This is a genomic window from Oenococcus oeni DSM 20252 = AWRIB129 (genome assembly GCF_000372485.1).
In the GTDB taxonomy this organism is placed as follows: Bacteria; Bacillota; Bacilli; order Lactobacillales; family Lactobacillaceae; genus Oenococcus; species Oenococcus oeni.
Genome location: NZ_AQVA01000001.1, coordinates 312,698 through 339,107 on the forward strand (window position 1 = coordinate 312,698; position 26,410 = coordinate 339,107).

The following is a 26,410-nucleotide window of genomic DNA, read 5'->3' on the forward strand; positions in this document are numbered from 1 at the left end:
AATAATGTATAAAGCACTTTATCGACAATATCGGCCGCGTACTTTTAGTGATTTGGTCGGCCAAACAGTTATTGCACAAACTCTGGAAAATGCTCTCAAGTCTAATAAAGTCGGGCACGCTTATTTGTTTGCCGGACCGCGTGGTACTGGGAAGACTTCGGTTGCAAAAATTTTTGCTCGCGAGATCGAGGGAATCCCGGACGACAATAATCGTGAAAGTTTTTCCGACATTATCGAGATTGATGCCGCCTCGAATAATGGAGTCGACGAAATTAGAAATCTTCGCGATGCTGCTAATTACGCACCGATCGAATATCAATTTAAAATTTATATCATTGATGAAGTACATATGCTTTCGACGGGAGCTTTTAATGCCCTTTTGAAAACAATAGAAGAACCTCCGGCCCAGGTGAAATTCATTTTAGCAACTACCGAACCGCAAAAAATTCCGGCAACAATTTTAAGCCGGGTTCAACGATTTGATTTTCATCGGATCGATGTCGACCAAATCGTTAAGCGGCTTGAATTCGTTTTGGATGATCAAAAAATCGCTTATGATCCGGCGGCTTTGAAAATAGTCGCCAACGCCTCTGATGGCGGTTTGCGCGATGCACTTTCTATTCTTGACCAGGCAGTTGCAATCACAAAAACCGGCCGTGTCGAATTAGACGACGTTTTTAAAATAACCGGCACCAGTCCAATCGATCAACAAATTGGGTTTTTGCAACATGTTTTGGAGAAACAAACAGCCAAAGCCTTTAAAGATATTCACAAATTATTATTGGATGGTAAAGATCCGATTCGTTTCGCGGAAGATTTACTGGTTCTCTTGAAGAATTTAATGTTGATTAAAATCGCACCGGAGTTGGTTTCTGAAAATGCTTTTAATCAGATTGAAAATTTATCCAAAGAGTTTTCTAATTCAGTTTTCGAACAGGCAATCGACGATGTTTCCGATAATTTAATGAAAATGAAGCAAACAACTCGTCCTGAATTATATTTGGAAATTCTTGCCGTTAAAATCGCTTCTCGTTTAAAAAAAGTCGATCAGAAAGCCATACAAGCTCAGACTCCATCGCCAGCGAAAACAGAGATGAGTTCTTCGGCTGTGCTTGTTAATAGCAATGCAAGCTCGGCAGAAAGCATGGCAAGTGACTTTGACAATCATCCTCAGGCGCAGGTTGATATTGCGGAAAAAAACGAAAAGAGCAATCAAGTGCCCGAGTCAACCGAGAAACCGGCATCTCAAAATGAGGAACCGCTTGAAAGCCCTAGTTTGGCAAAAACGGATGACGATTCGGCGTGGCAAGTAATGGAGGCAGCGGTTAAAAGCGAACTGCAGGCTGTCAAAGATGCCTGGCCGGATATCGTTGCGGATTTCGATGAATCTGTTGCAATGCTGGCAGAAAATTCCGAACCGGTTGCCGCCAGTCAAAAGGGACTTATAATTTCTTTCAACCATCCTGAATTGGCCGAGGCGGCTGCCAGAACGCCGGACTTTGTTGCAAAACTTTCCGAAAGTCTTCTCGATTTGCTTGGAGTTAAATATCAGCTGGTCTTTATCAGCGAAGCCGATTGGGTGACCCTAAGAAAAAATTATATTTTAAAACTTCGCGGTGCAAAAATTGAGGATAAAAGTACTCAGGAAACACAGCTGCCGAATTCGACTCAATCAGAAACTTCCAAAGCGAAAGCAACACCGGCCGAATCATCTGAAAATCGTGATGTTGTCGATAAAGCGAAAAAATTATTTGGTGATATTGTCAAAGTAAAGGATGAAAATAAGTAATGCAGTATCCGGAAGCAATTGCAAAATTAATTGAATCTTATAGTAAATTACCGGGTATCGGCCGAAAATCGGCGACTCGTTTGGCTTTTTATACATTGGGAATGTCTGACGACGATGTTAAGAATTTTGCTAGAAGTCTGTCAGCCAGTAAATCCGATCTGACTTTTTGCCGCATTTGCGGTTTTATTACCTCCAAAGATGATGATCCCTGTGTTATTTGCAGCGATGAGTCCCGTGATCAAAGTAAGATTTTCGTTGTCGAAAATAGTCAAGATGAGATGGCAATTGAAAATACTCATGATTATCACGGACTTTATCACGTTTTAAATGGTGTTTTGTCGCCGATGGAGGGACGGGGACCGGAAGATATTAATATCACTAGTTTGATTACGCGCCTGTCTGACCATTCAGAAGTCAAAGAAGTAATCATTGGTTTGGATGCCTCAACGGAAGGCGAAGCGACAACTCTTTACTTGGCACGTTTGATCAGACCTTCGGGAATTAAGGTTACTCGATTGGCTCGTGGACTTTCGGTTGGCACGAATGTTGATTATGCTGATCAATTAACACTTACACAAGCAGTAAACGGGAGGACGGAAATATGATTTGGGGAAAGAAAATTTCATACAGCGATTTCTTTCATCAAAGCCTGATTGATGCAGTCAGTCGCTTACAGGATGATTACGATGCCTGTCTTCAAACGGAACGTAACCTACAGTCCGGCCATGTTAACCAGCGTTTTATTCATTCCAGAACGATGCTGGCAAAAGATAAACAGGCCTATCTGATGCGTCAAGTCCGTTTGAAGGATGTAGGAATTAGAAAATGAAAAAAGGTTTTTTTATTACCATAGAAGGACCGGATGGTGCCGGAAAGACCAGCTTATTGGATAATTTAATGCCGGCTCTCAGAGATATTTTTGGCGATAATCTGATCGAAACAAGAGAACCTGGCGGTGTCAGAATTTCCGAGGCGATCCGAAAAATTGTCCTGGGGCTGAAATATCCGGAAATGAATCGACGAACGGAGGCACTACTTTTTGCAGCTGCGCGGGCTCAACATATGGTGGAAAAAATCGAACCGGCTTTGGCAGATGGAAAAATTGTTTTGTCGGATCGCTTTGTTGATTCATCGATTGCTTATCAGGGTGGTGGCCGCGAACTGGGAATTGAAGCTGTCGGCGAAATTAATAACTTTGCTACCAATGGGTTGCAACCGAATTTAACACTCTTGCTTGATCTTCCAAGCGAAGTCGGGATTGCAAGAATTATGAAGCATCGTAGTGATGAGGTTAATCGTTTGGATAAGGATCGACTTGTTTTCCATAAAAAGGTTCGTCAGACCTATTTGCAGCTCGCCAAAGATCAGCCAAATCGGATAAAAGTGCTTGATGCCACACAAAGTCCTGAAAAAATAGCTATTAATGCTTTACAATTAATTCAAGAAAGTTTGAAAGGTTGGATATGAAACTTATTACTGCAATTGTACAAGATAAGGATGCTTCTTCAGTTGCCAATGCTCTAGTCGAGCATAATATTCGTGCGACCCGTTTGGCTTCTGCCGGCGGATTTTTACGTTCTGGGAATTCGACTTTCCTGATTGCCGTTAAAGATGACGAAGTCAATACTACAATCGGAGTCATTAAGGAGCATTCCAAGACACGCAAACAATTTGTGACTCCACCAGTTGGTTTGGATATGAGTATTGATACGATTGGCCAACCGATTGAAGTTGAAATCGGTGGAGCGACAATTATTGTTCAGGCGATCGAGGATTTTCAACACTTTTAATGCCAAACCAAGTTTCAAAAGTTAATGACTTAAAGCATTTTTTTTTGCATTTGATTGAATCGGGTAAGCTTTCTCATGCTTACCTTTTTCTTGGTGAAGATCCAAGAGAAATACATAATTTGATTGCTGCGATCAGCAGCCGAATTTTACGAGAAAAAACTGGTGACGATGTTTTTGAAAATGCCAATTTAATCGAAGTGAAGATTCCTGAAGGAAAAAAAACGTTATCGGTCGACCAGATGCGCACAGTTCGTGATATATTCGCCGAAAAATCGGAGCATCCCCAGATTGCCGTAATTGATGACGCTGATAAAATGACCGATTCCGCTGCCAATTCGATTCTTAAATTTATCGAGGAACCCTATGATCGCCAATATATCTTTTTACAGGCTAGAAACCGCAATCGGGTTTTGCCGACAATTTTGTCACGAGTTCAATTAATTAATATTCCCAAACAGAAAAAATCGGAAATTAGCGAACAATTAGTCGATAAGGGCATTCAAGAAGACGAAGCAATCTTTATCAGCCGGATTAGTAAATCAATCAGCCAAGCAGACGATCTTTTGCTAGACGGTTTCGCGATTAATTTGAAAAGATCGATTACAGAGTGGCTTGATGAAATATTTAATCGTCAAGAAAAATCGTTTGCTTTTGTACAAAGCGATTTGTTGAATTTTGTCGATACGAATGAACATCAGAATATTTTCAATCTTGCCCTCTCGAGCGAATTGTCGATGAGATTGGAAAAGGCACCCAATTCGGTTTTGGCTGATATCTTGGATAGATGGCTGGTAATTTATCAACGATCGAGATTTACCGTCAGCTGGCAGACAATGCTTGAATCATTTACTTTGGAAGCTTTAAGGATGGTTAATGGAACAGAAAAGTTTTCAAACAAGTGAATATGGAAAACTCTATTTGGTACCAACGCCGATAGGAAACCTTGATGATATGACTATCAGAGCTGTTTCGACGCTGAAAGAAGTTGATTTGATTGCTGCGGAAGATACACGTCATTCAGGAATCCTTCTTCAACACTTCCAAATAAAAAAAGATTTAATTAGTTTACACGAACATAATTATGCCCAAAGGGTACCGGAATTAGTCGATAAATTGAAAAAAGGTCTCAATATTGCACAGATATCGGATGCTGGAATGCCTTCGATTTCCGATCCGGGTCATGAGTTGGTTTTAGCGGCAATCCAAAATGGGGTTGATGTAATCAGCCTGCCGGGCGCTTCGGCTGGGATCACAGCTTTGATTGCAAGCGGCCTTCCAGCTGATAAATTTACTTTTATTGGCTTTTTATCGAAAAAGGATTCCGAACAGAAAAAACAGTTAGAAGAATTGATGCCCTTAGACTCAACTTTAATTTTTTATGAATCTCCATTTCGTGTTGGCAAAACTTTGGAAAATGTTCGTGCAATATTCGGTGAAAAAACCAAGGTTGTTTTAGCAAGAGAATTAACAAAGAAATTCGAATCCTATTATCGTGGTGATATTACTCAAGCACTGAATTTTATAAAAAGCAATCGTCCGCGAGGAGAATTTGTTTTATTGATAAAAAAAATTCACGAAGCAATCGTGCCTTCTGATGAGTTAATTGTCGATTTGATCGATGAAAGAATTGCTTCTGGAACGAAACCAATTGATGCTATTAAAGCAGTTGCAAAGCTGTTGGGCCTGATTAGAGCCGATGTTTATAAAATTTACCATAAGGAGAAAAACGATGTCTGAAATTTATTCCGAAGAACTTTATATTGAGGACTTCTATTGTGATCGAACAGCAAAACTTTCTTTGCCGATGATCACGGAATTGGCAATTTCGGTCAGTTCCAAGCAGACTGTTGAAATGGGAATCGGTATGCAGCGTTTGGTCGAAGCTCATCATGGTTGGATCTTATTACAGTATGATATTAAGATTAATCGTCGTCCGAATTTAGGCGAAAAGATCAAGATCAGGACTGATCCAAAAAGACATAATCGTTTTTTTGCCTTTCGCGATTTTGATTTTTTCGATCAAGATGGAAATACTTTAATTCATATTGATTCTTTGTGGGCAATGATTGATTTAAAGCGTCGCCGTCTGGTTAGTATCGACTCTGAATTTGTGGATCCATTAAAAGGCAATCTCGTTGATCGTCTTGAGAGACTGGAGAAGCCGGCCGATCTTGATCGAAGTTTCAGCGGAGCTTCAATTTCGGTCGAAGAAATTAAAGCGAATTATTTTGATATCGATACCAATCAACATGTTAATAATTCCAATTATTTAAAGTTCTTTTTAGTCCCGGTTGCGGAAAATTTTTTGTTGAGGCATGAACCGAAACGAATTTTGATTAAATATGTTAAAGAGATCCGGCTGAGCCAGTCAGTCGTTTCGATGGCTCAATTTATCGGTCCTTTGCATAGCGTCCATGAAATATCGGATAATTCGCTGATTAATGCTCAAGCTGAAATTGAGTGGTCGGAAGTTGAGTGATAACATTATCAGAGACAATTAAGGGAGATTGAAAATGAATGTATTAGTTACAGGCGGCGCCGGATATATTGGTTCTCATACTGTCGATCGTTTGCTTGCTCACGGCGATCGGGTGTCAGTTGTGGATAATCTTTGGACCGGTCATCGCCAAGCGGTTCCGGATCAGGCTAAATTTTATGAAGCCGACGTCCGCGATAAAACAGCTCTTAAAAAAATTTTCGATGAGAACGATTTTGATGCAGTCGTTCATTTTGCCGCTTTAACTCAAGTCGGCGAGTCGATGAAAAAACCACTTTTTTATTTTGACAATAATACTTTCGGTGTGATTTCTTTGCTTGAAGCAATGCGTGATCACAATGTTAAAAAGATCGTTTTCTCTTCATCCGCTGCGACATATGGAGTTCCAAAACATAACCCGATTACCGAAGATGAAATACAAAAGCCAATTAATCCTTATGGATTGACAAAGCTACAGATGGAACAAATTATGGCTTGGTCCGATCAAGCTTATGGAATTAAAGGGGTTGCCCTTCGATATTTCAATGTTGCCGGAGCCAAGGCCGATGGTTCAATTGGCGAAGATCACAATCCGGAAACGCATATGATTCCAAATATTTTAATGGTCGCCCAGGGCAAGAAAGATAAAATGGTTATTTTTGGGGATGACTACAATACTCCTGATGGTACAAACGTTCGTGATTACGTACATGTTGTTGATTTGGCAGATGCTCATGTTCTGGCTTTGGAATATTTGCAACGAGAAAATAAATCCAATCGTTTCAATTTGGGAACAGAAATGGGCATGTCAAATAAACAATTAATCAGTGCCGCCAAAAAGGTGACTGGAATTGATTTTAAAGTTGAGATTGGCCCCCGCCGCGCCGGTGATCCGGACGCTTTGGTTGCTAGCCCGAAAAAAGCCAAGGAAGTACTTGGCTGGGATCCTAAATTAAGTAACGTTGAGGATGAAATTAAATCTGCCTGGAATTGGATGACTAAACATCCAAATGGCTATGATGATAAAGAACAATGAAAATTTTAGCTTTTGATACAAGCGGATCGACGCTGAATGTCGGTATTTTCGATTCGACAACCGGCCTTTTTTTTGCTCATAATCATGAGCATGATCTGGCCAGAACACATTCGATGAAGATTTTACCGGCTATTTCCGAACTCATGAGAAAAGCAGCTTGGGATTACAAAGATTTGGATAGAATAGTGGTAACAGCCGGGCCTGGTTCTTTTACTGGATTAAGGATCGGCGCAACGGTTGCCAAAATTTTGGCCAGTCAGCTTTCCTGCGATTTGGTGGCGGTTTCAACCCTTTTTGCAATTAGTGATTCAATAAAGCTTACTGCCGGTCAATTGAAAGTACCGCTGATTAATGCTCGCAACCATAACGTTTTTGCCGCAGCTTATGATCAGCAGGGAAAAGTTGTAGTTTCTGAAAAACACTGGGTTTTTTCCAAGCTGCTAAAACAACTGCCAAAGAATAGCTGCTTTGTTTTTGAAGAAGGAAGCGGCGACGAGTTCAAAAATGAAATCAAGGATAATGCTTTTAAATTTGTCGAGCAGAAATCCAATCGTTTAATCGATCCAAAAGTTCTGGCAAAGTCGGCTTTGTTTTTACCGGTCATTGATCCTGATCACTTTGTTCCCAATTACCTGCGAAAAACAGCTGCCGAAATGAATTGGGAAGCGAAACATCCGGAAGCGAAGGATGGGGAATATAGCAAATATGTTTCTGAAGTCTAAAAAAATCGAGGGTTTTAGCGAACGACGGATCGAGATTGCCAACACACAAATTTTGATTCGCCAGGTCGATTTGGAAGATACGAAAAAATTAGTCGCGATTGAAGAGGCTGTTTATACCGGCTCCGCCCCTTGGAATCAATTTGCTTTTGTTTCGGAAATCAATCAAGGCCGCGGCAATTTGTATTTGTCGGCCAATGTTGGTGGACAGGCGATTGCTTTCATTGGTATCTCTTATCGCAAACGGCAACATGATTTGCACATTACGAATATTGCCGTGCTGCCGATTTGGCAAAACAAAGGACTTGGCAGTTACTTGATTAAGTTTGCCGGGCAATTGGTTAAAGAAAACAATCTGGGAATTCTGTCTTTGGAAGTTCGCCGTTCAAATAGAAAAGCGCGTAAGCTTTATGAAACGCTCGGTTTTAAAGAGATACAGGAATTGCCCAGTTATTACGATGATGATCATGAGGATGCAATTGAGATGGAATGGTGCTTATGAATGAGAAAACAGATGATATAATATTAGCCTTTGAATCTTCAGCCGATGAAACGAGTGCGGCAGTTGTTAAAAACGGTAATACAATTCTCAGCAATGTTGTCGCCACTCAAATTGCCAGCCACCAAAGGTTTGGTGGAATCGTTCCCGAAGTTGCCAGCCGCCATCATCTAGAATGGATCAATCGCGTAACGGAAGAAGCTTTGACAAAAGCCGGTATTAATGATCCTGAACGGCAATTGTCCGCGGTGGCAGCAACTTACGGTCCTGGTTTAGTTGGATCTTTATTGGTTGGTCTGATGGCAGGGAAAACATTTGCTATGGTCCATCATTTACCTTTTATTGCCGTTAACCATTTAGCCGGGCACATCAGTGCAGCCAACTTTGTCAAAGCAACGGTTTATCCGGCATTGGCAATTATGGTTTCCGGAGGTCATACGGAATTACTTTGGATGGAAAAAGAGAATACTTTTCAAATCATCGGTACAACGCTTGATGATGCTGCCGGCGAAGCATTTGATAAAGTTGGTCGGATTCTTGGCCTTAAATATCCAGCTGGCAAAGAAATTCAAGAAATGGCTGGTCACGGTAAGGCTGTTATTAAATTTCCAATTGCACATACCGAAGACGATTTTGATTTTTCTTTTTCCGGTTTGAAATCATCTGTATTAAACTACGTTCACCATCACGAACAGGTCTCAGAAGAATTCAATAGGAACGATGTTGCTGCAAGTTTTCAAAAAGCAGTCGTTGAAGCAATTACCGAAAAGAGTAGATTGGCAATTGAAAAGTTTCAACCAAAGCAGCTATTGCTCGGTGGCGGCGTTGCTGCCAACTTGGCTTTACGAACTGCTTTTGAAAATTTATCGAAAGAATATAAAATTGAACTTACGGAAGCACCGATTAAATTATCCGGTGATAATGCAGCAATGATCGGTGCAGCTGCTTATCTTAATTACAAACAGAGATTATTTGCACCACTTGATTTGAATGTTGATCCATCTTTAAATTTTGCAAGAATGTGAGCATTTCACAATTTTTGTGATCTTTTTATCTAATTCGTTTACAATTAATATATCTTAGGTCAATGAAAGGATTTGAATATACTATGACTGCTGATACACAGATACCACGCGCAACCGCTCAACGTTTGCCGATTTATTATTATTATTTATCCTCGCTGCATGAAGCAGGCATAAAGCGGATCAATTCAACAGAAATTTCCGAGGCGATCAAATTTGACGCAGCCACGGTTCGTCGTGATTTTTCTTATTTTGGAGCTCTTGGAAAGCGTGGATTCGGTTATGATGTTTCGGCTTTGCTGGATTTCTTTAGCAAGGTTTTGTCTCAGGACAAGCTTAATAAAGTTGCCGTGGTCGGAACTGGTAATTTAGGCCAAGCTTTGATGAAATACAACTTTGTTCATTCAAGCAACATTCAGATTGTAATGGGATTTGATGTCGATCCAAAGAAAAAGGAACTGAAGATCGATAATGAAAAGGGTGAAACGATCCCGGTCTATTCGATTGGCGATTTAAAAAGCGAATTAAATAAAGAAAATGTTACGATTGCAATTCTGACGGTTCCCGGAAAATCCGCCCAGGAAGTTACCGACCAATTGGTTGATGCCGGTATTAAGGGCATTCTAAACTTCTCTCCGATTAGAATCACGGTTCCAAATAGTGTCAGGGTCCAGAATGTTGATTTAACGACCGGGATGCAGACTTTGATTTATTTCGTTGATAATTTTGAAAACATTAAAAGTGCCAAATAGGCATTATTCAATTTAATTTTAAAAAGGTCAGACTTTGTCAAAAAGTTTGACCTTTTTTGACCAATTGCGTTATAATTTTACGCGGAACAAATTAAAAGGAGGTTTTACATACATGATCAAACCATTAGGCGATCGAATTGTTCTTAGTATTGACCAACCTGAAGAAGAAAAGGTTGGCGGAATTTTAATTGCAAATAATGCCAAAGAAAAACCAGTGATGGGTTCTGTTGTGGCAATTTCGGAGACAAGTGTTGGAGATTCAAAAGCTCCCAAGTCTGTTAAAGTCGGCGATAAAGTTATGTTTGATAAATATGCCGGTTCTCAAGTTACGATCGACGGGGAAGATTACCTCATTGTTCACGAAAAAGATATTTTGGGGGTATTGTAATATATGGCTAAAGAAGTACGCTTTTCTGAAGATGCTCGCACTCGTATGCAAGCTGGAATCGATAAATTAGCGGATGCCGTTAAGACAACGATCGGTCCTAAGGGTCGCAATGTTGTTTTGGAGCAAAGCTATGGAACACCAACAATTACCAATGATGGTGTCACAATTGCGAAAGCTGTCGAGTTGGACGATCATTATGAAAACATGGGAGCCAAGCTTGTTACGGAAGCAGCTTCCAAAACTAATGATGTCGCTGGTGATGGAACAACTACAGCAACTGTTTTGACTCAAGCTATTGTTAATGAAGGCTTGAAAAATGTTACAGCTGGTGCTAACCCAGTTGGTATCCGTAGTGGAATTGAAAAAGCAACTGCAGCCGCAGTTGCTGGTTTAAACAAGAATTCCCACGAAGTTGAGGATTCATCTTCTATCCAACAGATTGCTTCTATTTCTGCTGCTAATGAAGAAATTGGTAAATTAATTGCCGATGCCATGGAAAAAGTTGGTCATGATGGTGTCATCACGATTGAAGAGTCCAAAGGTATCGAGACCGAATTGGATGTCGTTGAAGGTATGCAGTTTGATCGTGGATATATGAGCCAATACTTTGTTACCGATAATGACAAAATGGAAACAAATTTGGACAATCCATATCTTTTGATTACTGACCAAAAGATTGGAAACATCCAAGATATTCTGCCAGTTTTGCAAAGCGTTGTCGAACAGGGACGTTCTCTTTTGATTATCGCGGACGATATTACTGGAGAAGCTCTTCCTACTTTGGTATTGAATAAGTTGCGTGGAACCTTTAATGTTGCTGCTGTTAAGGCTCCTGGATTTGGTGATCGTCGCAAGGCTCAGTTACAGGACATTGCAATTTTGACCGGTGCAACGGTTGTTACTGAGGATCTTGGTTTACAACTTAAAGATGTAACTATTGACCAATTGGGACAAGCCAATCGTGTAACTATCACAAAAGACAAAACGACAATTGTCGAAGGCAAAGGCGACAAGACTGCTTTGGCTGATCGAATCAAGTCGATTCGTCAAGAAATCGATTCGACTACTTCGGACTTTGATCGCGAAAAGCTCCAGGAGCGTCTTGCTAAATTAGCTGGTGGCGTCGCTGTTGTTAGAGTTGGTGCTGCAACTGAGACCGAATTAAAAGAAAAGAAGTATCGGATTGAAGATGCTTTAAATGCCACTCGTGCTGCCGTTGAAGAAGGCTTTGTTGCAGGTGGGGGAACCGCATTTGTTAATATAATTCCTGAAGTTAAGAAAGTTGCTGATTCATTACAAGGCGATGTTGCTACCGGTGCAAGAATTGTTCTTCGTGCCCTAGAAGAGCCTTTACGCCAAATTGTTGAAAATGCCGGTTTGGAAGGCTCGGTTATTGCTCAACGTGCTAAGAGCGAAAAACCAGAAGTTGGTTTCAATGCTGCGACAGGCGAATGGGTTAACATGATTGATGCTGGAATCGTTGATCCAACCAAAGTTACTCGTTCTGCTTTGCAGAATGCCGCTTCTGTTTCAGCTATGATTTTGACTACCGAAGCAGTTGTTGCCGAGCTTCCTAAGAAAGACGCTCCAGCTGCTCCAGCTGCTCCTAATGCTGGCGGTATGCCGGGAATGATGTAAAATTCTCTATTTTTAATTAAGTTTTTTAATGATAGTAAAGTTAATTGAATAAATTTAAATTACTGTTTTAAATCCTGATTTCGATCAGGATTTTTTTGTTACTCTTAATAACGCGCGCTCGCGTATAGAACAAAAAATTGGAGGAATTATATGGAGCAACAACATACTTTTAAAGATTTATTTAAACCATCTTGGTACATTCACCAAATGTCTGGTTGGTCAACATCGTCATACATACTCTTGCTATTTGGCTATCTTTTTATTGCATGGCAAACATTTAGCGCACCCTTGAACGCAATTGCAATTTGGACTTTTGTAGCCGCTATTTTAGGCTTCACTACAACACTTGCAATTACGAATACACGTCCCTTAAATGGAGTTTTTGGGTTGATTTCCGCATTAATTTATATTGTGGTTGCAATCCACGCTAAAAACCCTTCTGATGCGATTCTTCAGGGAGTTTATATTGTTCTACTTGACATACCTGTTTTGATTTCACCAAATTGGGCGATTGATGTTGAAAAGAAAGTACGCAAGATTTCCGAAGTCGGAGCTCGTAATGAGAAACATGATTCGTCTTATTGGTACAAAATGTTTTCAGTGGTTTTCTTTGCAGCTTGGATTGTCTTATATTTCTTTGAGATTTATATTACCAAGACACCTCGCCCGATTATCGATTCGTTCACTGCGGCGATCGGAATAACTGGAGCACTTTTAACAACTTTGCGTTTTTCAGAGTCTTATTACTTTTGGATTATTCAGGGAGCGGCCCAAGTTGCATTGTGGGGAGTTACTGCTGTTCAAGGAGATGCCTCACTGGTCCTCTTCTTCACTTACATGCTTTATTTGGCCAATGATGCCGTTGCATTGCTGGACAAAAAAATAGCTTGGTTCCACCATACGGTTAAAACAAGCAATTGAAAAAACTAAGAAGCCGAAGGGCTTCTTTTTTTGTATATTTTTGTAAAAAAAAGAACCACCATCAGGTGATTCTTAATTAATAAATTAACCAAGACGGTTGTAATATTCAACGATTAGAGATTCGTTAATATCAGCACCAAGTTCTTCACGTTCTGGATAACGAGTTAACTTTCCTTCCAGCTTATCTGCATCGAACTCAACAAAGGGAGTGTTGTTCAATGAAGCCTCTACCGAGTTAAGGATTGGAACGATTTTCTTTGAACGTTCGCGAACAGAAATGATCTGTCCAGGCTTAACCTCATAAGAAGGAATCGTTACTCGTTTTCCATCGACAAGAATGTGTCCGTGATTTACTAGTTGACGAGCCTGTGGGCGGGTAGACGCTAGTCCAAGACGGAAAACAACTGAATCCAAACGTGTCTCAAGTAAAATAAAGAAGTTGGTACCGTGCAAACCCTTGCGGATTTTGCCGGCTTTTAAGAATAAATTATGGAATTGGCGTTCTGACAATCCATAAGTAAAACGAAGCTTTTGTTTCTCACGCAATTGCGTGGCATATTCTGATAATTTTGGACGACGTCCGGTATTTCCATGATCACCGGGAGCGTAAGGGCGTCTTGCTAATTCCTTGCCGCTTCCAGAAAGAGAAATACCGAGACGACGGCTTAAACGCCATTTTGGTCCGGTATAACGTGACATATATTCTCCATTCTGTTGTAAATGGGCCAAGCCAAGATTCGTGCAAATCGACTTCGGTCTAACAGCTTGCCTACTCAAAGATTTGCTTTGAAATCGATTTGTTGACGAGCTTCCTGCTTGACTGCTGTAAACAACCATTCCATAATACGCGCTCAATGGCTGAAAAGCAAGCATGAGGACTGGCTATGTTCGTATTAAAGCGAACTATATTTTAAGAAAAGCTGATGTTGCTTTTGACTTGCCTCCATAAGACATAAAATAGTAAGCAGCTATGATTTGGGTCTTATTAATAATTTCGATAATTTTACTGGTCAGTTACCTGGCCGCCGTACTTTTTCAGCGTTCCTATGCAAAACGAGCGAATGAAGTTGTAGAAGAAAAAGACAAGTTGGCACAGATTAACGTCAGACAAGCGCTTTTGGATGCCCGTAAATTAAGTTTAACCGGAAAATCCCTGCATGAGTATCAGCAGTTGGAAGCCGATTATAACGATATTGAGAATTCAAAGTTCCTGCATATTGACCAATTAGCCAATTCGGTCGTTTTTGATTCGCGTGGATTGAATGTTTTTAAAACGCGCGATGAATTCAACACTTTGAATTCGACTTTAAAAGAAACGAAAGCAAAAATTGCCAGTATTCAAGGCGGCTTGGAGAAATTGAACGAAGTCGATCAGGAACACCACAAGGCGGTTGATGAACTTCGATTAAGATATGACAAGTTGCGGAAGAAAATTTTGGCCGAATCCTTTAAATATGGTCCGGCCTCCGAGCCGCTAGAGAATGTTCTCTCCGGTTTGGAAGATAATTTTGCCAAGTTTGTTAAATTAACCGAATCGGGTGACCATACGGCTGCGACTGATGTTTATGAACAACTTCGTGTCGAGACTAACGATTTGGAAAAGAAAATGATTGATATTCCTCCACTATATGATAAATTAGTCAATCGTTATCCAACGAACTTCAAGGAATTGCAAAACGGTGCCGATCAATTGACAAAACAAGGATTTGTTTTCGATGCCGATCCAAATGTTGTAATTGCCGACATGAAAAAGAGCCATAGCCAGATTTTAAATGCTTTGAAAAATTTGGACATGAAAAAGACAGCGGATGCCGAAAGAATTCTTGAAGTACAGATTAAAACTCTTTACGATACGATTGAAAACGAATATGGCGCCGAATACGATGTCAAGAAAAATGATCGTCGATTAACTAATCAATTAAAACACGTTCGTGCACAAAATCAAGAACTGACACTTGAAATTGATCGTCTGGCACATCGTTTTACGCTCTCGCATTCAGAGGTAGAAGACACCCGTGGTTGGGGAGAACAAATCAAATCCGTTTCCGAGCAAAACGAAGAGAGTAAAAAACGTTGGCACGAAAAGAAGGCTCCTTTTACTGCTATCCGCGAAATTCAAAATGGCTTATTTGAACAACTAGACCAGATTGCTAAGAATCAAAAAGATCTTTATATAACAATTAGTTCATATCCACAGGTTTTTGATGATCTGAAAAGAATTTCCCTTCAATACTCAGGCGAACTGTCAAACATTCGTCGAATTTTGGAACAGGTCGATATGCCAGGGCTTCCGGCAGATTATCGTTTACAGTTTATTTCGGTACAAGATGAAATTAAGGCTTTGAATAATATGGTTTCGGCTTCAAGAGTCAATCTTGATGATGCTCAGCGGCAGGCTCATGAGGTGACAACGGATCTTGCTGATCTTAAGTCCAGCTCTTCGGAGTTGTATGTTAATGCCAATTTGGCTGTCGAGTTGATTCATTATGCAAATCGTTTTTCCGATCGCCAAGAAATTATTTCGGCTTTGCAGCAGGCACGTTTGTACTATGAACGGGATCTTGATTACGGAAGAACGGTTGATTTGGTCGGCCGGGCTTTGGATCAGGTTGACCCCGGCAGTTATGAGCGATTAAAAGATGGTTATACTAATCGCAATCAGACACCTTTTTAGCTTGAAAGCAAATCGTTGGTTAGATATACTAATAGTCAACTTAGAGGAGTAGACGATAACGTTTATAGAGATCTGATGGTTGGTGAAAATCAGAACGCTTAAATCGAAGGTTGCTAAGATATAGAAAACGGAAGATATTAAGTGGCTTGGCAACAAGCAACTTGGGTGGTACCACGCAAAAGCGTCCCGAGATTTTCTCAGGGCGTTTTTATTTTGATTATGCGAGCAAGATTATTTTTAATTAAGAAAATTTTAGAATTAGCTTTTCATGACAAAATGCATCTGGCGGCTATTATTTTGTTAGTTGTTGCTTTGGCAACCTTTATATACACTCGTCGAAAGGACAAATAAAATGCGCGAAATCAATATGTCGACTAAATATAATCCAAGCGAGATTGAAAAGGGAATTTACGACCATTGGCAGCAAGAAGAATTATTCAATCCGGATGTTGACAAGAAGCTAAAACCTGCAAAATATGCCGATGGGCAGCCTGAGGCATATTCAATTGTTATTCCGCCACCAAATGTGACCGGAAAACTTCATTTGGGACATGCTTGGGACACAACCTTGCAGGATATGCTGATTCGACAAAAGAGAATGCAGGGTTACGACACTTTATGGCTACCAGGAATGGATCACGCCGGAATTGCTACTCAGGCGAAAGTCGAAGCTCGTTTGCGTGAAGATGGTATTTCTCGCTATGATTTAGGTCGGGAAAAATTTGTTGATAAAGTTTTGCAGTGGAAAGATGAATATGCCTCGATAATTAAAGAACAATGGGCCAAAATGGGTCTTTCTTTGGACTTTTCAAGGGAACGTTTTACTTTGGACAAAGGCCTGAATGAAGCTGTTAGAAAAGTCTTTGTTGATTTATATAAAAAAGGGCTGATTTATCGTGGAGAATATATTATCAACTGGGATCCTCAGGCTCGAACTGCTTTATCCGACATTGAGGTTATTCATAAAGATGATAAAGGAGCTTTCTATCACGTTAAATATCCCTTTGTCGATAAAAAATTCAAATTCAATGGCAAGAACTATATTGAAATAGCGACAACCCGTCCGGAAACGATGTTTGGAGATACCGCTGTTGCTGTCAACCCTTCTGATGAACGTTACAAGGAAATAGTTGGCAAAAAGATTGTCGTTCCTTTAGTTAACCGTGAAATTGAAATTATTGCCGATCAATACGTTGATAAAGATTTCGGGACTGGAATGGTTAAAATTACGCCGGCTCATGATCCAAACGATTTTCAGGTTGGTAATCGTCATAACTTACCCAGAATCAACACAATGAATGAAGATGCTTCGATGAATGAAAACGCCGGTAAATATCAGGGTATGGACCGTTTCCAAGCTCGCAAAGCGATTGTTGATGATCTTCAAGATGGCAATTATATGTTGAAAATCGAACCAATTGTCCATTCAGTTGGTCATTCCGAAAGAACCGATGTTCAAGTCGAAGCCCGTTTATCCACCCAGTGGTTTGTAAAAATGAAACCCTTGGCAGAGCAGGCCCTAAAAATGCAAAAACAACAAAATGACAAAGTTGATTTTTGGCCTGTTCGTTTTGAAGATACTTATCAGACTTGGATGAACAATATTCATGATTGGGTTATTTCAAGACAGCTCTGGTGGGGACATCGAATTCCAGCTTGGTATCGTGACACGAAAGAAGGCGAAAAAGAGACCTATGTTGGATTAACTGCTCCAAAAGGCGATGGTTGGACACAAGACCCGGACGTGTTGGATACTTGGTTTTCCAGTGCTCTATGGCCATTTTCAACACTTGGTTGGCCGGATACGAATAACTCCGATTACAAACGTTTTTATCCGACTTCGACAATGGTTACCGGTTATGACATTATTTTCTTTTGGATTAGCCGGATGATCTTCCAAGCCAAAGAATTTACCGGTACTCGACCCTTTAAAAACGTTTTGATTCATGGACTGATACGTGATTCAAAGGGCCGCAAAATGTCCAAGTCTTTGGGTAATGGAATCGATCCGATGGATGTAATTAACAAATACGGAACTGATGCCTTAAGGTGGTTCTTATCTACCGGTTCAACTCCGGGACAGGATTTGAACTTTTCCAATGACAAAATGGATTCAGCTTGGAATTTCATTAATAAAATTTGGAATGTTTCTCGCTATGTTTTGATGAATTTGGAAACTGATACAAAAATCGAGCTGCCCGATCGAAATCTTTTAGCTTTGGCCGATAAATGGATTTTATCGCGTTTGAATTCAACGATTGAGAATGTAACAAAAAATTTCGATAAATTCGAGTTTGGTGAAGCTGGCCGTCAACTTTACAACTTTATTTGGGATGATTTTGCCGATTGGTATATTGAAATGACCAAGGAAACTTTGAATGATGATTCAGCACTAAACAAAAGGCCGGTTCAACAGGTTTTAGCCTATGTATTGGATCAGACGTTACGTTTGCTGCACCCAATCATGCCTTTTGTTACTGAAGCTATTTGGCAACAATTGCCTCAACACCAAGATAATCAAAGCTTGGTAATTGCCGACTATCCAAAAATTGATAAAGCTCTGAATGATCCACAGGCGGAAAAATCCTTTACAATCCTACAGGATTTAATTGTTGCAATTCGGAATATTCGTACTGAAGCAAAAGCACCAATTTCAATTCCGGTTGACATTCTTATTCAAATCGATGACGAAAAATTGGAAGAAATTTTTCGGAGTAATATTGATTATATCAATCGTTTCGGACACCCTAAACAGTTGGAAATTTCCAAAAAAATTCAAGCGCCGTCGCTATCGATGTCACGGGTTATTTCGGGAGCGACTGTTTACATTCCCCTAGCGGAACTGATTAATTTGGATGAAGAAATAAACCGTCTTCAAAAAGAAGCAAAAAAGTTTACCGCAGAGGTCAAACGCTCATCGGGAAAATTATCGAATGATAAATTTGTTCATAGTGCACCAAAACAAGTTGTCGAAGCTGAAAGGAGTAAACTTAGCGACTGGCAAAAGAAGTTAAATGCCACCGAGTCCCGTATTAAAGAATTGAAAGAAAATCATGATTGAAAATGAAAATGAAGCAGTCGAATGGATTCATTCCTTGACGAAAGCAGGGAAGCGGGCTAAACACGATACGCAAGAAAGATTGTTGAATTTGCTGGAAAAAATCGGTCATCCGGAAAAGAAATTACCGGCAATTATTCATGTTACTGGGACCAATGGCAAAGGTTCCGTTTCTCGTTTTTCACAGGCAATTTTGACTGCCTCCGGATATCGCACCGGTTTATTTGTTTCTCCGTTTATTATTAAGTTCAATGAACGAATTGAGATCGATGGCAAGTATATTTCAGATGACGATTTGCTTAAATACACCAGGATTGTTTTTGAAAATTATACTGACCAGACTGAATTTGAAGTCATTACCGCGATTGCAATCCTTTATTTTTCCGAATCTCATTTGGATGCTCTAGTCGTCGAAGTTGGGATTGGCGGTCTTTGGGACTCCACGAACGTTCTTGATGCGACTGTTGCCGTTATTACCAGCGTTGGGCTTGATCACATGGATATTTTAGGCGACACACTTGCAAAAATCGCTTTTCAAAAAGTTGGGATCGTTAAGCCGAGTACCAAAGCTTTGGTTTATGGCCGGATCCCGAATGAAGCCAAAGATGTGATTGAAGCGCGTGCAAAAGAACTGAAGATTCCTTATGGACAAATCGATTCCAAACTTCCACTTTCGCGTGGCTATTATCAACGCTATAATGCTGCATTGGCTTGGGCGGCGGTTAAACTTTATCTGCATGAGACGGCAAAAGCCGATCATTTTTTGAAAATTATTGACAGCTGGCCACAGGATAAATTGATCAAATTTTTAAATTATGTTTCCTGGCCGGCACGGATGGAAAAAATTTCTAAAGACCCCTTGATAATTTTGGATGGAGCTCATAACATTCAAGGTATTGCGACACTTAATGATTCATTACTAAAAGAGTATGGCGATCGAGAACAATTGATTGTTTTTGGCCACTTGAAGAAGAAAAATATTTCGGTCGCTAGTTTTTCTGATTTGCCGTTGGCGACCGTTTTTCCGGTTAATTGGCAGGCTTATAAAGAAACAGCCGAGTCTAGCAGCTATAAAGAATGGCATTGGCAATTAGATGATCTGTTGCGCGAAATCGACCCAAAAAAACAAATGATCGTTGTTACCGGTTCGCTTTATTTTGTTAGCCAAGCACGCGCATATTTAAAAGCAAAATTAGCAAAAAGCAATTAAAAAGGTAAGAAAACAGCGTGTTATACTTATGAGGATAGGACACATATGGCATTAGGATTTGGACAAAAAAATGTCGGGATCGATCTCGGCACAAGCAATACTCTGGTCTTTTTAGAAGGATCCGGAGTTATTATTAACGAACCAAGCTTTGTTGCAAAAGATACAGCAACAAGCGAATTAATGGCTGTTGGCTCAGCAGCTCACAAAATGTTTGAAAAGAATCCACCAACTATTTCGGTCATCCGCCCATTACGAAAAGGCGTTATTTCCGATTTGGATGCGACGATCGGACTTTTGAATTATTTTTTAAACGTTGCCTACAATAATCATCCGGGAAAACCAGTTGCAATTATCGGTGTTCCTAGTGGTGTTACAGAGGTTGAACGCAGGGCTGTTAAAGATGCTGCTCAATCAGCCGGTGTTAAAGATGCTTATATTATTGACGAGCCGATCGCTGCTGCCGTTGGCGCAGGACTTCCGGTTTACGATGCCCCGGGAACAATGGTAGTTGATTTAGGTGGCGGAACGGTTGATATTGCTACGATCAGTTTGGGTAAAGCTAACGCAACCCGTTCGACCGTTTATGCCGGCGACGCAATGAACGATGCAATTAAAGATATGGTTTTGCAGCGTTATAATTTCCGAATTTCCGAAGGGGATGCTCAAATCCTTAAAGAAGAAATTGGTTCAGCAAATGTTAAGGCTTCAAAACAATTAGGTTCGGCGACTGTCAAAGGAATTGATTTAATTTCCGGCCTTCCGGCTCAACGCGATGTTACAGCAGAGGATGTCGCTTTAGCGATTGCCAGTCCCGTAAATCATATTCTGACGGAGATTCAGACAACTTTGGAAGAGTCTCTCCCAGAATTGGTTTCAGATATTATTGATCGCGGTATTACTCTAACTGGCGGTGGCGCTAATTTGCGTTTTTTGGATCGGGCAATTGCCGATACAGTTCACGTTCCAGTTTTTATTGCGCCAAATCCACAGGAAGCAGTTGTTAACGGACTGGGTGAGATGCTTCGCTCTTCCCAGTTACAATTTAAAGGATAAATTAGGTTAGTTTTGCGATTTAACGGAAAGAAAATTTTAATTACTATAATTTCAGTCGTTGTAGCTGTCAGCTTGATTATTGGGTCAAGTCTTTTTTATAGCAAGGCGAAAGAAATACCGGTTGTCCAGCGCTTTGTTTCAGATGTAGGGGCTTTTTTTGGTCGCGGTGTTTCGGCACCAACTAGTGCCTTAGGAAAATCGACCAATTCATTGACGCAACTGTTTAAAACATACAAAGAGAATCAGCGTCTTGTTAAGCGTGTGGATCAGATTGCTGCTGATCAAGTGAAAATTCAGACGTTAAAAAAAGAAAATAAGGAACTCAAGGCTAATTTAAAACTGAAAGATTCTTTAACCGACTACAGTACTTCCAGCGCGGTCGTTGTTAGTCGAACTCCCAGCAGTTGGAATGGACAATTGATTATTAACAAGGGTTCGAATGCCGGTGTAAAAAAGAATTCGCCGATTTTGGATTCCAAAGGTTTGATCGGTAAAGTAACCCAGGTTTCCGATACGAGCAGTAAAGTTACACTTATTTCGAATGTCGATTCTGATTCTGATCGTTTTCCTGTTCAGGTCACCAGTGGTGGAAAAGTTGTTAATGGGATTATCTCAGGATACGACTCTGATACGGATGAACTTGTTCTTGATGAATTAACTTCAAAATCTACAGTTAAAAAAGGGAGCCTTGTCCAAACTTCCGGACTTGGAGGAATTTTGCCAAAGGGACTTTACGTTGGTAAAGTTGTTAGTGTTCGTGACGATACTTACGGTATTGCCAAAGAAATTTACATAAAACCAGCCGCAAATCTATCGGATATTTCCAGTGTGCTTGTAGTAACCGGAGTTGGCGGTAATGAATAATAAAATTACTTCAAACAACCGTTATTTGCGCCCAAAAATTGTCTATCCGATTTTTTTAATTTTTCTAGTTTTTTTTGATGGCAGTTTAATGTCCGGATTTTCAAATTTTTTGTCTTTTTATGACTTTAGTATTCTTCCTAATTTAACTTTTGTTGGCATATTTTACGCAATTCATTTTCATTCCGATAAGCACTTCGCTTTTTGGTGGTGGTTAGTTGCCGTTGGCCTTATTTTTGATTTATATTACACACAGGCGATTGGAACCTATTTGGTTTCTTATCTGGTTAGCGCCTATGTGGTTTATCTAATCGATCAACGCATGCCTTACCGAATCTGGTCAACTTTTTGGACAATCGCGACCGGGCTTTTGGTTTTTTATTTTTTGGTTTTTATAGCTGGAATTTTAGTTAATGAAACCGATATTGCCTTTGCTAATTACATAATTTTCACCGTTTTACCAACAATTATTTTTAATGCTTTTATTGAAATTATTTTTTACCGGCCAGTCGAGTCGTTAACTTATATAATTAATAAATAGCTCATGAATTTGTTGATTGCTGTAATTTTAATAGTCCTGGTACTAAACGCGACCTTATCTTTTATTACGGTTTTTTGGAGTAAAAGGGATGTTAGCAGAATTTGGGCCTGGTTAGTCGTTTTGGTTTTTGTTCCCGTAATCGGTTTCGTTATTTATTGGTTTGCCGGTCGCCGAATTTCCGATAAAAAAATCTTTGATTTTACAAGTCAGGAAATCGTCGGTCGCGAGCAAATCAGAGATAACCAAAAATATTATGGTCATCATTTACATTTGAATCAAAAAGCGAGTATGCTTGTTGAACTATTTGAAAATAATTCCGGATCAATACTGACTTATGGCAATGATCTGGAAACTTTTTTTGATGGCCGGGCTTTTTTTGATGATTTATTTGCTGAAATAGACAAGGCCAAGGACCATATCCATTTAGCCTATTTTGCAATCAGCAATGATGTTATCGGGAATAAATTAGTTGATCTGTTGGCCAAGAAAGCCCGTCAGGGAGTTGAGGTTAGAGTTATTTATGATGCATACGGATCTCACGGAACTCATTTAGGAATGTATCATCGTTTACTGAAAGCCGGCGGGACCGTTTATCCTTTTTTAACCAGGCGCTTTCAATTATTAGCCCTGCGAATCAATTTTCGTTTTCACAGAAAAGTTGTTGTGATTGATGGAAAAGTTGGTTATATTGGAGGATTCAATATAGGTGATCAGTATCTTGACAAGTCGAAAAGGTTTGGCAATTGGCGTGATTCCCAACTTAAAATTATTGGTGATTCGGTACTTTCTTTACAATCGCGTTTTTTTATCGATTGGAATGCAACCGCTAAGAAACAAGACAAATTGTCTTTTTTGGAAGATTATTTTCCGGCGACTCAAGTTAATGGAATTCATCCAATCCAAATTGTCTCTTCGGGGCCGGATTCTTTAACGGCGCAAATTAAACAGGGTTATTTGAAAATGATAACTTTGGCGACAAAATCAATTACCATCCAGACCCCTTATTTGATTCCCGACCAACCGATTTACGAAAGTCTTACGATAGCTTTAGCGGCCGGCGTCAAAGTTAACATTTTTATTCCGGATCGTCCCGATCATCCTTTTGTTTACCGGGCAACTCAGTACTATGCGCAGGAATTTATTGATTTCGGAGCAAACGTTTATCGTTATGATGGTGGTTTTTTGCACAGCAAGCTTTTAATTATTGATGATGAAATCGTCAGCATTGGCTCAGCCAATATGGATATTCGATCTTTTGAATTAAGTTTTGAAGCAAATGCTTTCATTTACAGCAGCTATTTCGCTAAAAAAATCAAGAAACAAATTTCGATTGACATTTCCAAGTCAAAGCTTTTAAGCAAAAAAGATTTCGAAACACAGGGATTTTGGATGACAGTATTACAGAAATTTTCTCGTCTGCTATCACCGATACTTTAAGGAAAATATGGAAAAATTATCTAATGGAATAAATCTTGATCTAATTTGTACGGATCAGTTTGAGTCGGTTAAAATAGTCGTTGATTTTTGTCAATCCTTTGAAAAAGAATCTGCTGCGCCCAGAGCGATGCTGGCGAGGATACTTGAAAATAGTTCCCAGGCTTTTTCTAATCGTCAGTTAATTGCCCGACAGTTAAATAGACTTTATGGGGCTCATTTTTCTGTTTCAACTGTTCGCTTTGGGCAGATCTCTAAGATTCGTTTTAGTTTAAAATTGCCGAATCCGAATATTGCTGATGGTTATCCGCTGGTTGAAAAGGGACTAGCTTTTTTATTTGAACAAATTTACCGACCTTTAATTATTAATGATTTGTTTCCGGAAGTTTTTTTTCAAACCGAAAAAAAGAACTTTTTAGCAGAATATTTGGCAGCTTTCGACGATAAAAGCTACAAGCTTCATCGGCAGGCTTTGATGAAGTATTTTTCCGATCCAAATATGCAAGTATCGCCGGAAGGAGATGCCGATTCTATTAAAAAATTAAAAAATTTCTTAATCGTTGAGGCTTTTAAACAAATGCTGTTGACCAATCATGTGACAATGTCTGTTTCCGGTCCGATTGAAAAGGAAAATATCAAAAAAATTATTGCAAGATGGCCGATTTTATCAACGGAATCGGCCGCTTTGAAGGACTTGAATTATAGGCAGGAAACGCATAATTTTACAAAGGTAAGGCTTTATGAAAGAGGAGATCAGTCCTTAATTGAAGATGTCTACAGTTTAATCGATTACAATTATTCTTCGGAACAACGTTTTCTGGCGATTTTATTTTCAAGGCTGCTTGGCGGTTCCAGCCAGTCATTGCTTTTTTCTGACATTCGCGAGAAAAGGCACTTGGTTTATTATGTTAATTCTTCAATTATCGGCCAAGATAGTCTGATGGTTATTCAGGCTGGACTTGACAAAAATAATCTAGTTGAAGTCGAAAAGGAGATAAGAGCACAAATTACCAATATTAAACATGGTAACTTTTCCGATAAATTATTTGCGTCAATTAAAAAAGAATTGACGACAGGCATTATATCGAGTGAGGATTATCAGGGGAGCGCAGTTGAAAACCATTTGAACAGTTTTTTGAGCGGATATAAAGTAGATCCGAATGACGCTATTAGGATAATTAATTCAGTTACAAAGGATCAGGTATCCGACTTTTCTCGACATTCTATTGAACAAACCGAGGCCTTATTAATAAATGAAAACTGAAAATTTCCGATCATACAATCAACGGGTTTATTCAGAGACCTTAAACGACGGTCTTAAAATAACTTTAATTCCAAAAAAAGATTTCCATTCCGTTTTTGCAGCTCTTTTTGTTAATGCCGGAGCAACCGATCAACAAATTGTTGATGAAAAGGGTGAAACGATTATTTTTCCTTCCGGGACAGCACATTTCGCGGAACACAAAATGTTTGAAAAGAAAAATGGCGATGTTAGTGAAATATTCAGTGCATATGGGGCCTTTTCCAACGCCTACACTAGTCAGTCCCAGACCGTTTATTATTTTCAGGGAACCGAAAATATTGATCAATCGATCAAACTTTTGTTGCAATTTGTTCAGGAACCTTATTACACCGAGGCTTCGGTTGCTAAGGAACAGGGAATTATCGGACAGGAAATATCAATGTATCAAGATATGCCGGACTGGGTTTCATCTTTTGGACTAATGAAAAATCTTTATCGGAAACAACCTCTTGGAGAGGATATTGCCGGCAATATTGACAGCATCGAAACAATAAACGCTGATTTACTCTATAAATTTCATCGATACTTCTACCAGCCAAGCAACTTGCAATTGAAAATTGCCGGCAATATTGATCCCACCGGTCTTTTAGCTTTGTTGAAACAGACACAGGCTCGGTTAACGCGTCCCAGGATTAATTTTTCGCGAGTCAATCGTTTCAACGCTAAAATTCCGGTTAAAAAAAGCGCCGAACAGAATATGCCGGTTGCTCTTCCTTTGTTAGCAGCAGGTATCAAAGGCAGTGGGAACCTGCCTGACATAGATACGGCGATTGATCTGTCTTTTTCAAGCGATTTGATTTTAGGCATTTATTTTTCGGATTCCTCCGATTGGTATTTAAGGAATTATAATCAAGGATTTTTGAATGACGATTTCTCGGCACAAGCCGATGTTGGCCGAAATTATAATTTCATCACTTTTACTGGCCATTCCGAAAATAAAGAATTGTTCAAGGAGATATATTCTCAATTGAAAAATATCTCTTATAGTCAAGAACTGGAAAAAGAATTCCAATGGCAAAAGAAAGCTTCCTTGGGGGAACTTTCGATGTCTTTAGATCAGCTGGAAAATAATGTTTTTACAATTGCTGATGTTTTTAATACGGACGTAAATATTTTTCGAGTAATTGAAAAGTTGCGGGAGTTAACTTATCGCAAAGCGGTTAATTTATTTGAAAGCTATTACAATCTTGATTCATTTAGTAGTTTTTGCGTAAATCCTGTTGAATAAGATTGTTATAATTTTTAT

General features: G+C 39.6%; 27 protein-coding genes. 26 read left to right on the plus strand and 1 reads right to left on the minus strand.

Annotated elements, in window-relative coordinates:
- The first annotated feature begins 4 nt into the window (after positions 1-4).
- The 16 genes from dnaX to pnuC all read left to right on the plus strand — a co-directional run bounded on the left by dnaX (position 5) and on the right by pnuC (position 13,030).
- A complete protein-coding gene (gene dnaX, locus A3G9_RS0101555) occupies positions 5-1,789 on the plus strand; it encodes a DNA polymerase III subunit gamma/tau (protein ID WP_002820792.1) in 1,785 nt (594 codons plus the stop codon).
- On the plus strand, positions 1,789-2,394 hold the full coding sequence (gene recR, locus A3G9_RS0101560) for a recombination mediator RecR (RefSeq protein WP_002820791.1): 606 nt from the start codon (positions 1,789-1,791) through the stop codon (positions 2,392-2,394). The genes dnaX and recR overlap by 1 nt, the downstream gene beginning before the upstream one ends.
- A complete protein-coding gene (locus A3G9_RS0101565) occupies positions 2,391-2,618 on the plus strand; it encodes a hypothetical protein (protein ID WP_002820790.1) in 228 nt (75 codons plus the stop codon). The genes recR and A3G9_RS0101565 overlap by 4 nt, the downstream gene beginning before the upstream one ends.
- On the plus strand, positions 2,615-3,256 hold the full coding sequence (gene tmk / locus A3G9_RS0101570) for a dTMP kinase (RefSeq protein WP_002820789.1): 642 nt from the start codon (positions 2,615-2,617) through the stop codon (positions 3,254-3,256). The genes A3G9_RS0101565 and tmk overlap by 4 nt, the downstream gene beginning before the upstream one ends.
- Positions 3,253-3,579, plus strand: coding sequence for a cyclic-di-AMP receptor (locus A3G9_RS0101575; RefSeq protein WP_002820788.1), 327 nt, complete (start codon positions 3,253-3,255; stop codon positions 3,577-3,579). Before tmk ends, A3G9_RS0101575 begins: the two co-directional genes overlap by 4 nt.
- Positions 3,579-4,481 (plus strand): AAA family ATPase, encoded by a 903-nt coding sequence (locus A3G9_RS0101580; protein ID WP_002820787.1) that lies wholly within the window; start codon positions 3,579-3,581, stop codon positions 4,479-4,481. The genes A3G9_RS0101575 and A3G9_RS0101580 overlap by 1 nt, the downstream gene beginning before the upstream one ends.
- Positions 4,453-5,316 (plus strand): 16S rRNA (cytidine(1402)-2'-O)-methyltransferase, encoded by an 864-nt coding sequence (rsmI, locus tag A3G9_RS0101585; RefSeq protein ID WP_002821739.1) that lies wholly within the window; start codon positions 4,453-4,455, stop codon positions 5,314-5,316. Before A3G9_RS0101580 ends, rsmI begins: the two co-directional genes overlap by 29 nt.
- Positions 5,309-6,058 (plus strand): acyl-[acyl-carrier-protein] thioesterase, encoded by a 750-nt coding sequence (locus tag A3G9_RS0101590; RefSeq protein ID WP_002820785.1) that lies wholly within the window; start codon positions 5,309-5,311, stop codon positions 6,056-6,058. Before rsmI ends, A3G9_RS0101590 begins: the two co-directional genes overlap by 8 nt.
- A 34-nt stretch (positions 6,059-6,092) precedes the next feature.
- Positions 6,093-7,091 (plus strand): UDP-glucose 4-epimerase GalE, encoded by a 999-nt coding sequence (gene galE / locus A3G9_RS0101595; protein WP_002820784.1) that lies wholly within the window; start codon positions 6,093-6,095, stop codon positions 7,089-7,091.
- Positions 7,088-7,813 (plus strand): tRNA (adenosine(37)-N6)-threonylcarbamoyltransferase complex dimerization subunit type 1 TsaB, encoded by a 726-nt coding sequence (tsaB, locus tag A3G9_RS0101600; protein WP_002820783.1) that lies wholly within the window; start codon positions 7,088-7,090, stop codon positions 7,811-7,813. Before galE ends, tsaB begins: the two co-directional genes overlap by 4 nt.
- Complete coding sequence (rimI, locus tag A3G9_RS0101605) at positions 7,797-8,312, plus strand: ribosomal protein S18-alanine N-acetyltransferase (RefSeq protein WP_002820782.1); 516 nt, start codon at positions 7,797-7,799, stop codon at positions 8,310-8,312. Before tsaB ends, rimI begins: the two co-directional genes overlap by 17 nt.
- Complete coding sequence (tsaD, locus tag A3G9_RS0101610) at positions 8,309-9,334, plus strand: tRNA (adenosine(37)-N6)-threonylcarbamoyltransferase complex transferase subunit TsaD (protein WP_002820781.1); 1,026 nt, start codon at positions 8,309-8,311, stop codon at positions 9,332-9,334. Before rimI ends, tsaD begins: the two co-directional genes overlap by 4 nt.
- Before the next feature lie 83 nt (positions 9,335-9,417).
- Positions 9,418-10,083 carry a redox-sensing transcriptional repressor Rex gene (locus A3G9_RS0101615; protein ID WP_002821741.1) on the plus strand — a complete coding sequence of 222 codons (666 nt, stop codon included), beginning with the start codon at positions 9,418-9,420 and terminating at the stop codon, positions 10,081-10,083.
- A gap of 112 nt (positions 10,084-10,195) precedes the next feature.
- Positions 10,196-10,471: a GroES family chaperonin gene (locus A3G9_RS0101620; RefSeq protein ID WP_002820779.1), complete on the plus strand. Its 276-nt coding sequence runs from the start codon at positions 10,196-10,198 to the stop codon at positions 10,469-10,471.
- 3 nt (positions 10,472-10,474) lie between these two features.
- Positions 10,475-12,109 carry a chaperonin GroEL gene (groL, locus tag A3G9_RS0101625; RefSeq protein ID WP_002820778.1) on the plus strand — a complete coding sequence of 545 codons (1,635 nt, stop codon included), beginning with the start codon at positions 10,475-10,477 and terminating at the stop codon, positions 12,107-12,109.
- Positions 12,110-12,259: 150 nt separating this feature from the next.
- Positions 12,260-13,030, plus strand: a complete 771-nt coding sequence (gene pnuC / locus A3G9_RS0101630) for a nicotinamide riboside transporter PnuC (protein ID WP_002821742.1) — start codon at positions 12,260-12,262, stop codon at positions 13,028-13,030.
- Between the two features lie 84 nt (positions 13,031-13,114).
- Here pnuC and rpsD read toward each other — a convergent pair whose 3' ends face one another.
- Entirely contained in the window at positions 13,115-13,729 is a 615-nt protein-coding gene (gene rpsD / locus A3G9_RS0101635; RefSeq protein WP_026163821.1) for a 30S ribosomal protein S4, read from the minus strand.
- 271 nt (positions 13,730-14,000) lie between these two features.
- On the opposite strand from rpsD, the gene ezrA reads away from it, so the two are divergent.
- The 10 genes from ezrA to yfmH all read left to right on the plus strand — a co-directional run bounded on the left by ezrA (position 14,001) and on the right by yfmH (position 26,392).
- Entirely contained in the window at positions 14,001-15,704 is a 1,704-nt protein-coding gene (ezrA, locus tag A3G9_RS0101640) for a septation ring formation regulator EzrA (RefSeq protein ID WP_002821744.1), read from the plus strand.
- 141 nt (positions 15,705-15,845) lie between these two features.
- On the plus strand, positions 15,846-16,055 hold the full coding sequence (locus tag A3G9_RS0101645; protein WP_002820771.1) for a hypothetical protein: 210 nt from the start codon (positions 15,846-15,848) through the stop codon (positions 16,053-16,055).
- A 1-nt stretch (position 16,056) separates the two neighbouring features.
- Positions 16,057-18,765 carry a valine--tRNA ligase gene (locus A3G9_RS0101650; RefSeq protein WP_002821745.1) on the plus strand — a complete coding sequence of 903 codons (2,709 nt, stop codon included), beginning with the start codon at positions 16,057-16,059 and terminating at the stop codon, positions 18,763-18,765.
- Positions 18,758-19,972 (plus strand): bifunctional folylpolyglutamate synthase/dihydrofolate synthase, encoded by a 1,215-nt coding sequence (locus A3G9_RS0101655; RefSeq protein ID WP_002820351.1) that lies wholly within the window; start codon positions 18,758-18,760, stop codon positions 19,970-19,972. Before A3G9_RS0101650 ends, A3G9_RS0101655 begins: the two co-directional genes overlap by 8 nt.
- A gap of 45 nt (positions 19,973-20,017) precedes the next feature.
- Positions 20,018-21,025: a rod shape-determining protein gene (gene mreB, locus A3G9_RS0101660; protein WP_002821746.1), complete on the plus strand. Its 1,008-nt coding sequence runs from the start codon at positions 20,018-20,020 to the stop codon at positions 21,023-21,025.
- 12 nt (positions 21,026-21,037) lie between these two features.
- Positions 21,038-21,889 (plus strand): rod shape-determining protein MreC, encoded by an 852-nt coding sequence (gene mreC, locus A3G9_RS0101665; protein WP_002821747.1) that lies wholly within the window; start codon positions 21,038-21,040, stop codon positions 21,887-21,889.
- Positions 21,882-22,427, plus strand: coding sequence for a rod shape-determining protein MreD (gene mreD / locus A3G9_RS0101670; RefSeq protein ID WP_002820347.1), 546 nt, complete (start codon positions 21,882-21,884; stop codon positions 22,425-22,427). The genes mreC and mreD overlap by 8 nt, the downstream gene beginning before the upstream one ends.
- A 3-nt stretch (positions 22,428-22,430) precedes the next feature.
- Positions 22,431-23,864 (plus strand): cardiolipin synthase, encoded by a 1,434-nt coding sequence (cls, locus tag A3G9_RS0101675; RefSeq protein ID WP_002821748.1) that lies wholly within the window; start codon positions 22,431-22,433, stop codon positions 23,862-23,864.
- Positions 23,865-23,871: 7 nt separating this feature from the next.
- Complete coding sequence (locus tag A3G9_RS0101680; protein ID WP_002821749.1) at positions 23,872-25,125, plus strand: M16 family metallopeptidase; 1,254 nt, start codon at positions 23,872-23,874, stop codon at positions 25,123-25,125.
- The gene (gene yfmH / locus A3G9_RS0101685) at positions 25,115-26,392 is read left to right on the plus strand and encodes an EF-P 5-aminopentanol modification-associated protein YfmH (protein ID WP_002821750.1); all 1,278 of its coding nucleotides are present in this window, start codon (positions 25,115-25,117) and stop codon (positions 26,390-26,392) included. Before A3G9_RS0101680 ends, yfmH begins: the two co-directional genes overlap by 11 nt.
- Positions 26,393-26,410 lie beyond the last annotated feature (18 nt).

Coding starts and splice junctions, on each gene's coding strand:
- dnaX (WP_002820792.1), top strand. CDS start 5: ATGTATAAAGCACTTTATCGACAATATCGGCCGCGTACTTTTAGTGAT.
- recR (WP_002820791.1), top strand. CDS start 1,789: ATGCAGTATCCGGAAGCAATTGCAAAATTAATTGAATCTTATAGTAAA.
- A3G9_RS0101565 (WP_002820790.1), top strand. CDS start 2,391: ATGATTTGGGGAAAGAAAATTTCATACAGCGATTTCTTTCATCAAAGC.
- tmk (WP_002820789.1), top strand. CDS start 2,615: ATGAAAAAAGGTTTTTTTATTACCATAGAAGGACCGGATGGTGCCGGA.
- A3G9_RS0101575 (WP_002820788.1), top strand. CDS start 3,253: ATGAAACTTATTACTGCAATTGTACAAGATAAGGATGCTTCTTCAGTT.
- A3G9_RS0101580 (WP_002820787.1), top strand. CDS start 3,579: ATGCCAAACCAAGTTTCAAAAGTTAATGACTTAAAGCATTTTTTTTTG.
- rsmI (WP_002821739.1), top strand. CDS start 4,453: ATGGAACAGAAAAGTTTTCAAACAAGTGAATATGGAAAACTCTATTTG.
- A3G9_RS0101590 (WP_002820785.1), top strand. CDS start 5,309: ATGTCTGAAATTTATTCCGAAGAACTTTATATTGAGGACTTCTATTGT.
- galE (WP_002820784.1), top strand. CDS start 6,093: ATGAATGTATTAGTTACAGGCGGCGCCGGATATATTGGTTCTCATACT.
- tsaB (WP_002820783.1), top strand. CDS start 7,088: ATGAAAATTTTAGCTTTTGATACAAGCGGATCGACGCTGAATGTCGGT.
- rimI (WP_002820782.1), top strand. CDS start 7,797: ATGTTTCTGAAGTCTAAAAAAATCGAGGGTTTTAGCGAACGACGGATC.
- tsaD (WP_002820781.1), top strand. CDS start 8,309: ATGAATGAGAAAACAGATGATATAATATTAGCCTTTGAATCTTCAGCC.
- A3G9_RS0101615 (WP_002821741.1), top strand. CDS start 9,418: ATGACTGCTGATACACAGATACCACGCGCAACCGCTCAACGTTTGCCG.
- A3G9_RS0101620 (WP_002820779.1), top strand. CDS start 10,196: ATGATCAAACCATTAGGCGATCGAATTGTTCTTAGTATTGACCAACCT.
- groL (WP_002820778.1), top strand. CDS start 10,475: ATGGCTAAAGAAGTACGCTTTTCTGAAGATGCTCGCACTCGTATGCAA.
- pnuC (WP_002821742.1), top strand. CDS start 12,260: ATGGAGCAACAACATACTTTTAAAGATTTATTTAAACCATCTTGGTAC.
- rpsD (WP_026163821.1), bottom strand. CDS start 13,729: ATGTCACGTTATACCGGACCAAAATGGCGTTTAAGCCGTCGTCTCGGT.
- ezrA (WP_002821744.1), top strand. CDS start 14,001: ATGATTTGGGTCTTATTAATAATTTCGATAATTTTACTGGTCAGTTAC.
- A3G9_RS0101650 (WP_002821745.1), top strand. CDS start 16,057: ATGCGCGAAATCAATATGTCGACTAAATATAATCCAAGCGAGATTGAA.
- A3G9_RS0101655 (WP_002820351.1), top strand. CDS start 18,758: ATGATTGAAAATGAAAATGAAGCAGTCGAATGGATTCATTCCTTGACG.
- mreB (WP_002821746.1), top strand. CDS start 20,018: ATGGCATTAGGATTTGGACAAAAAAATGTCGGGATCGATCTCGGCACA.
- mreD (WP_002820347.1), top strand. CDS start 21,882: ATGAATAATAAAATTACTTCAAACAACCGTTATTTGCGCCCAAAAATT.
- cls (WP_002821748.1), top strand. CDS start 22,431: ATGAATTTGTTGATTGCTGTAATTTTAATAGTCCTGGTACTAAACGCG.
- A3G9_RS0101680 (WP_002821749.1), top strand. CDS start 23,872: ATGGAAAAATTATCTAATGGAATAAATCTTGATCTAATTTGTACGGAT.
- yfmH (WP_002821750.1), top strand. CDS start 25,115: ATGAAAACTGAAAATTTCCGATCATACAATCAACGGGTTTATTCAGAG.